The organism is Cronbergia sp. UHCC 0137 (assembly GCF_034932285.1).
Taxonomy (GTDB): Bacteria; Cyanobacteriota; Cyanobacteriia; order Cyanobacteriales; family Nostocaceae; genus Cronbergia.
On record NZ_JAYGHC010000056.1, the window covers coordinates 26,085 to 32,084 of the forward strand.

Annotated in this window: 8 protein-coding genes; 2 read left to right on the plus strand and 6 right to left on the minus strand. The window is 39.4% G+C overall.

Going from position 1 to position 6,000, the window contains the following annotated elements; genetic code table 11:
• Nucleotides 1-350: 350 nt before the first annotated feature.
• Complete coding sequence (gene rpsU / locus VB711_RS21790) at nt 351-545, plus strand: 30S ribosomal protein S21 (RefSeq protein WP_013192888.1); 195 nt, start codon at nt 351-353, stop codon at nt 543-545.
• 158 nt (nt 546-703) lie between these two features.
• On the opposite strand, the gene VB711_RS21795 is transcribed toward rpsU, so the two are convergent.
• From VB711_RS21795 to VB711_RS21820, 6 genes are all read right to left on the minus strand, one after another.
• Nucleotides 704-1,279: a phosphatase PAP2 family protein gene (locus VB711_RS21795; protein WP_323288399.1), complete on the minus strand. Its 576-nt coding sequence runs from the start codon at nt 1,277-1,279 to the stop codon at nt 704-706.
• A 203-nt stretch (nt 1,280-1,482) separates the two neighbouring features.
• Nucleotides 1,483-2,370, minus strand: a complete 888-nt coding sequence (locus tag VB711_RS21800) for a hypothetical protein (RefSeq protein WP_323288400.1) — start codon at nt 2,368-2,370, stop codon at nt 1,483-1,485.
• 30 nt (nt 2,371-2,400) lie between these two features.
• The gene (locus VB711_RS21805) at nt 2,401-2,910 is read right to left on the minus strand and encodes a hypothetical protein (RefSeq protein ID WP_323288401.1); all 510 of its coding nucleotides are present in this window, start codon (nt 2,908-2,910) and stop codon (nt 2,401-2,403) included.
• A 111-nt stretch (nt 2,911-3,021) separates the two neighbouring features.
• Nucleotides 3,022-3,819, minus strand: coding sequence for a Tab2/Atab2 family RNA-binding protein (locus tag VB711_RS21810; protein ID WP_323288402.1), 798 nt, complete (start codon nt 3,817-3,819; stop codon nt 3,022-3,024).
• A 160-nt stretch (nt 3,820-3,979) separates the two neighbouring features.
• The gene (psb34, locus tag VB711_RS21815) at nt 3,980-4,162 is read right to left on the minus strand and encodes a photosystem II assembly protein Psb34 (RefSeq protein ID WP_323288403.1); all 183 of its coding nucleotides are present in this window, start codon (nt 4,160-4,162) and stop codon (nt 3,980-3,982) included.
• 264 nt (nt 4,163-4,426) lie between these two features.
• Nucleotides 4,427-5,068 (minus strand): DUF3386 domain-containing protein, encoded by a 642-nt coding sequence (locus VB711_RS21820; protein WP_323288406.1) that lies wholly within the window; start codon nt 5,066-5,068, stop codon nt 4,427-4,429.
• A 102-nt stretch (nt 5,069-5,170) separates the two neighbouring features.
• On the opposite strand from VB711_RS21820, the gene VB711_RS21825 reads away from it, so the two are divergent.
• Entirely contained in the window at nt 5,171-5,890 is a 720-nt protein-coding gene (locus tag VB711_RS21825) for a helix-turn-helix transcriptional regulator (RefSeq protein WP_323288404.1), read from the plus strand.
• The last annotated feature ends 110 nt before the right edge of the window (nt 5,891-6,000 follow it).

The window sequence follows — 6,000 nt, forward strand, 5'->3', positions numbered from 1 at the left end:
TAACAGAAGTGATTTGAGTACAGTTTTTTGAGCAACAGAGTAGAAAGTCCCTGAGAAAATGCACCTGGGGCGGGTTGACTGTATGGCTAGAAAAAGTTATTGTATACAAGCGGTTTATTCAAATAAATGATGCAGTTAGTCAAGCGGCATATCATTACATGAGTATTAATCGCAGTTTAAATAACGGAAATTAATCCCGACAGATGGCAAAGTGTTTTAGGGATAGCATTTTCGTTGATCAATAGGGGCGTTATAGTTTGTCCCGTTTGGTTGTTACCGACTAACAACAAGCGCGAAATATACATATAGCTTGTTGGAACTATTAATCTACAAAATAGGAGAAATTAAGAATGACGCAAGTAGTTTTAGGGGAAAATGAGGGTATTGAGTCAGCTTTACGAAGATTTAAGCGGGAGGTTTCTAAGGCTGGAATTTTTCAAGATATGCGGAAAAATCGTCACTTTGAGACACCTTTAGAAAAAGAAAAACGCAAAGCAATAGCGAGACACAAGCAACGTCGTCAACAACGTTCTCGCTTCAAATAATTAATTGTTGGTGAATCGTGTCTAATGGGACTGGATTTTCCGGTCAAAATCTCCTCACAAAAGTAACTATATGTTTGGAAACCATTTGACAATAGACAGGTCAAAAAAAAGAGGCGGTGTGTAAAAGCACCGTCTTTGAGTGGTTAGATTAAACCTTCTTAAAAAGAACCAATTACTTGAAATCCGACAATAGAACCGCCAGAACTATCATTGGTAATGAGTGGAAAGAGGATCAGACCGTGCTTTTGACTCAATTCTAGCTTGGCGGTGAGGTATCCTAATGCAGCGCCAGCTAAAACCTCCGTGAGACGATGACGATTGAGGTTGAGGCGAGAGTAGGATATAATTGATGCACCAGAGTACCAGAGAATAGCAGATTTTGGGTGATAGTGACTTTGGATGGTAGCGATCGCAAATGCTGTTGTAGCATGACAACTGGGGAAACTGTCTGTGGAATCGGAATCTGGTCGTTTAACATCTGTTATTTCTTTTAAGCCAACGCAAAGCAGAGTGCTGGCAGCGAGGGTATCTAATGCTCGTAACGACTCCTGTGTGCCTTGTTTACCATCTAACAGTATGGGGAGGAGAACACCTGCACCTAAATAGATTGCTGTACCTGTTCCAGAAACGAAACGAGAGGCTTCTTGATCAAAACTTTCAGCGATCGCTTTGGGCGAAAATATTGTACAATGAAGGGCAATAATGGCTGGAATTAAGGCTTTTAGCCAGGACATAAAAACGTATTTTTGATGAGTTGGTGCTGTTCAACACAATTAATCTATAATCTACTAAAAAGAAGAGGTAGATAATAAAACTATTTCTCTAGAAGAAATACCTGTGATTTCCATCATTTTATATTAACTTTAATAGAGTGCCTATGGGGTGTCAGTGGTCATTAGAAAAACACCCAACCAATAACCACTGACCTTTTGATGATCTAAATTTCAGCGACAGCCCGTTCAATTAAGCGTCTAGCTAAAGTCTGCGTTCCAGTGTGTTCATAGTAATTTGTAGATACATCAAGGAATGCGGCGACATAATCTAATTTGTCATCTGCAAAAGTCAGAAACCCACTCATATTAGTTAAGACTTTCTGTGCTGTTAAAGCGTTAGCAGAGACTATACCATTCATCCAACCTTTAACACTATCTAAACTTTGTCCTAGAAAGTCTAATTTTTTTCCGGTGTTAATACCAGGAATTATATTTTTAATGGCGCTAAAAGTGGAGTTTTGATCCAATTCTTGGGGGTTCATTTGACTGATAAAAGATAATGATTTTTGCATGAAATTTGGACCAAAGGGTAAGATCCCATCAACACAAATCAAAGCTACCATGCGAATCATTGATTCTCCGCTATACTCACCTAAAGAAGCAACAAAATCGCCAATGCTGTCCCCTGGTATGCCGTTAATTTGGCAAAAAGCTAATAGTTCAACTACTGTTTTTAAAGTGAGGTCAATAGCTTGGGCTTTGTCTGGTTTGGGAGTGAGGGAGTTTAAAAATCCTAATAGGGGGATTGATTCACCGACTTTATTGGCTAAAGCTGCTGCACCTAAAGCTTTATCTGTATTGTCAACGGTTTGATAAAGCCAGAGTGCGGTTTGATATCCTTGGGATTTGTCGTTGAAAAGATAAATTGCTCGTTCCCCAATTTGCTGGATTAAGTCTTCGTCAGTTTCTCCAGTAACTGTTTTAATGGTATTAACAAAACCGACGGTGTTTTGCCATTCACCAGGGGCAACGAAATCCAAAGCATTTAATAAAGAAATAGTCAAGCCACTGGTAGGTAGTTGATCAACTAACTCGAAAATTGGTTTATTCACAAGGTTCTCCTGAATTTAATTAGCTTGAATTTATTTCAATTTAGATAGTCCATCAAGATCAAACTCTTCAATCCAATCAGCGCGATCGCTGGCTGTAAATAATGGGTCTTTAGAAATTACTTTTACCTGGTACTTACCCACTAAAACCGCAGTTTGGGTTTTACCTATTTCTATAGATGGATAATCATCAATGCTTTTAGTGCTATTTGAAAATTTGGATGCTGTTCCTGGTATGCTGGTGGTGTCAGAAATAGCTAGTTGAGCCACAACTTTACCATCTTTTTTTAAGTTGGCCTCTGAAAAGCCTTTTTTCTCTTGAGTATAAACACGTTGATAGCCATCTCCTCCTGTTGGGAAGAATTTATTAAATTCGCTACCTTGTGTGGCATTTTTAGCCACAGCTAGACCGCTTTTTTGTTTACTGCTTTCTTGTTGTACCTGATCAAATTGACTAGGTGCTTTTGTAGCACAAGCTGTAGTCAGGAGTAAAACAGATAGTAGGATAGCAGCTAAAAACCTACGTCCACGAAATAAAGCCATATTTAGGTTCTCGGTAAAATGAGGATTGAGGTAATTATCTACTTTAGTGTAGTCATTTTCTGTAGAGGTTGACAAATTTGCATAAGTGGCGAAAGTGGGATCATCATCCAGTTAACTCCCTATTTGCAACAACCAAAAACCACTGTCAGTCATGCCAGAATCATCAGGTTGTACCAATAAAAAATGTAATCCCTTACTTAGTTGTTTGCGCTGTTCGTATAACTTAGCTGCGGCGGCAAATTCTGTATCTTCAAAAGTTGCTAAAATCCACCTATCCACCAAACCAGCTTCTAAAATCAAACCATCTGGCGCACCAGCAATATAATTCACGGACACAGGTTTAGCCTGTTGTAACCATCGCGCCAACCGCAGAGAAGTCCTTCCACCATAAATTACCACACCGGGAACAGCTAATGTTGAAGCTAAACCCAGATTAATTGGTTTGAGAAATTCTGGCATAGATAAAACAGGAATTGGACGTTCTGCAAACATATCAACCAGATCACCAGCTTGAATAGTAGCAAAGCGCCATTCTTCCCCCCAAAGATTTTCGGGTAAGGGTACTGGGGGTGGTTGATCAATAGCTAAGGGATATTTTTTCTCTTGCAACCACTGTTTTAAAGCCAAAGTATTACGGGTAGGTTCAACATTAATACCCAAGTTGCGTCCGCCCATCTCAATTAAACTCAAAGACTGAGGGCGAAATACTTGAATTAAATCGGGTAATTTTTCACCACCTGCTAACTGTAATTGTGCTGTAATCCAAGTTGAATTAGCCTCTGATTGGGGGCAAGTCGCCACATATTCAAAGCTACGAGTCGGGTCACAAATCAATAATTCCCATAATACTTGCCCTGGGGCATCCTGTATTGGACGACGATAAAAGTCAACTTGCCAAACCAAATTCATTTAAAATCTCAAATATTAAGAATAATTGTAGCTGGCTTTTCGTAGGGTACGCTGATGGATAGGACTTACGCAAGGGATACGAAACATCAGGGTTTGAGATTGCTAGGTCAGTCCCGCAATGACGAAAATACGTTAATCTTGCATAAGTCCTCAGAAAGGTCTAACTGCTGACGTTAGAAACAGAGAAGGCAACGAAAATGATTGCACTGACAAAACTAGCTGCAAGTATTCCTAAAATGATATAGTTGCGCTTTTGTGAGTTGGTAGGTGGTTCTGCTTTATAAACTTTAGGTTCACTAGCAAAATTATTCAGACGGCCACCTTCTTCGTTTGTGTAAGGCATGAAATATTTCCTTGTTATGTTAATTGATTTAATTTTAAACCTAGTATAGTTCAGATAGATCCTAAAAATTTGGACATTTGGTTAAGGAACGCAAATTTAATAACCTGCAATTCTGATTTAACCTGGAATGGTGCGTTACGCTGTCGCTTTAGCGTAGCCATGCCCGAAGGGCTTTACACACCCTACTTTTGCACTAAAAATTTGGACATTTGGTTAAATAGAGATATGGAGACGTTCTATGGAACGTCTCTGCACAGGTTTTGACTATAACAACTCAATGTTAGAAAAAATAAACTCTTGAGTTGACACATTTCCTTGTGTTTCAGTCCGAATTTCCCGACGATTCAAAATGAAATATTCACCAACTTTTTCATATTCATCAGTAAATTCACTTCTACCACCCTTTTGTTCCCCAGTCTTGGGGTCATGGTAAACAGAATCATAAGTATGAGATAGATAACCAGCACCAGTGTCATGACTGCTAAAGGTGTCAATAGTCACGAAAGTTCCATGAATTAAACGATGAACGTGGCAAACTTCATTATTACGAACTTTGTATTTATCACCCTCAGCTTTACCACCAACTAAAATTTCTACTGCACCAGTTGGGTCAGTGTGGCCGTAATTAAAAATATTTGCGCCGTGGGTGTCTGAAAAAGCCCTGCGGACACGGTGAACAGCGATTTCCCAGGCTTGTCCGTGAATGGCTTTTTTAGCTGTTTCGTCTTCTACATCTAAAACTTCTGCTTTGAGATTGGCATCGATCTGAATTTTACCAGTAACTACTTGATCATCATATTTATAGGTGATATCTGCTGTATAACCAGGGAAGTTGCTATCCCAGGTGTAGCGATTTTCATAAGCAGCCTGAAAAAGTTCTTGGGCGGAAATTTGTGTAACTGTCATGATTTGTCCTATGGTTAAAGAGTGATAATAGCGTTTTATGGTCGGTGGTATTAGCATAGAAGTAATTCATGAGGTTTGGATAGTCCCCAAATGGGTACTCTTATGGCTAATTCTCTCCACGCCATTTTTCAGGCGATCGCTAATGTCCAAGATGAGCAAGAATTAAAACAAGCTCTGATGGATACCATTGGCGAGCATTTTGGCGTACCTCATTGGGGTATTTATCTGGTAGATAATGAGTCAACGACGGAAATTGAAATTCCCGAAATTCCGGCGGTTTGCTTAGAAAACAATCCTGTTGGACGCTATGTGCTAGAACGTCACGCCCCAGCCCATGAACAATTACTGTTGTCCCCAGACGATTGGAAACATTTTTGTACCCGTCACGAACACGTGATGACTGGTCCGATAATTTGTGATGGTCATTTGGTCGGAACATTAAATTTTGCTCGTGACCAAGGAAGTCTGGCTTTTAATGGTAATGATTTAGCTGATCTGAGTGCTGTATGTATTCATTTGTCAGCTAAGTTAGCTACTTTACGCGCAAAACCTAAAAGTTTTAAATCTACTGTTACTTGTCCTCTCACACCAAGGGAATTACAAATTGCTGAATTGGTAGCCCAAGGTTTCACTAATCCTGAAATTGCAGCTAAATTATGGATTAGTCAAAATTCTGTTAAACAGGCTTTAAAAAGGATGTTTCGTAAGTTGGGAGTTTCGACCCGTGCGGAAATGGTCGCACGATTGCAAGATATTTTAAATTACAAAAAAAGGGAACAGGGAACAGGGAACGGGGAACAGAAAAACCAGTTGTGTAATTAATTCTGTCTTATTACTTAAATATTTTGAAGTAGCTAGGAGTTACGCATTGACAGAATCTATTAAGGAACGCAAATTTAATAACCTGCAATTCTGATTTAACCTGGAATGGC

What these genes read in the sequence shown, in the direction of transcription:
- VB711_RS21820 (WP_323288406.1), bottom strand. Translation starts at nt 5,068, where the DNA reads ATGACAGTTACACAAATTTCCGCCCAAGAACTTTTTCAGGCTGCTTAT.
- rpsU (WP_013192888.1), top strand. Translation starts at nt 351, where the DNA reads ATGACGCAAGTAGTTTTAGGGGAAAATGAGGGTATTGAGTCAGCTTTA.
- VB711_RS21825 (WP_323288404.1), top strand. Translation starts at nt 5,171, where the DNA reads ATGGCTAATTCTCTCCACGCCATTTTTCAGGCGATCGCTAATGTCCAA.
- VB711_RS21805 (WP_323288401.1), bottom strand. Translation starts at nt 2,910, where the DNA reads ATGGCTTTATTTCGTGGACGTAGGTTTTTAGCTGCTATCCTACTATCT.
- psb34 (WP_323288403.1), bottom strand. Translation starts at nt 4,162, where the DNA reads ATGCCTTACACAAACGAAGAAGGTGGCCGTCTGAATAATTTTGCTAGT.
- VB711_RS21810 (WP_323288402.1), bottom strand. Translation starts at nt 3,819, where the DNA reads ATGAATTTGGTTTGGCAAGTTGACTTTTATCGTCGTCCAATACAGGAT.
- VB711_RS21795 (WP_323288399.1), bottom strand. Translation starts at nt 1,279, where the DNA reads ATGTCCTGGCTAAAAGCCTTAATTCCAGCCATTATTGCCCTTCATTGT.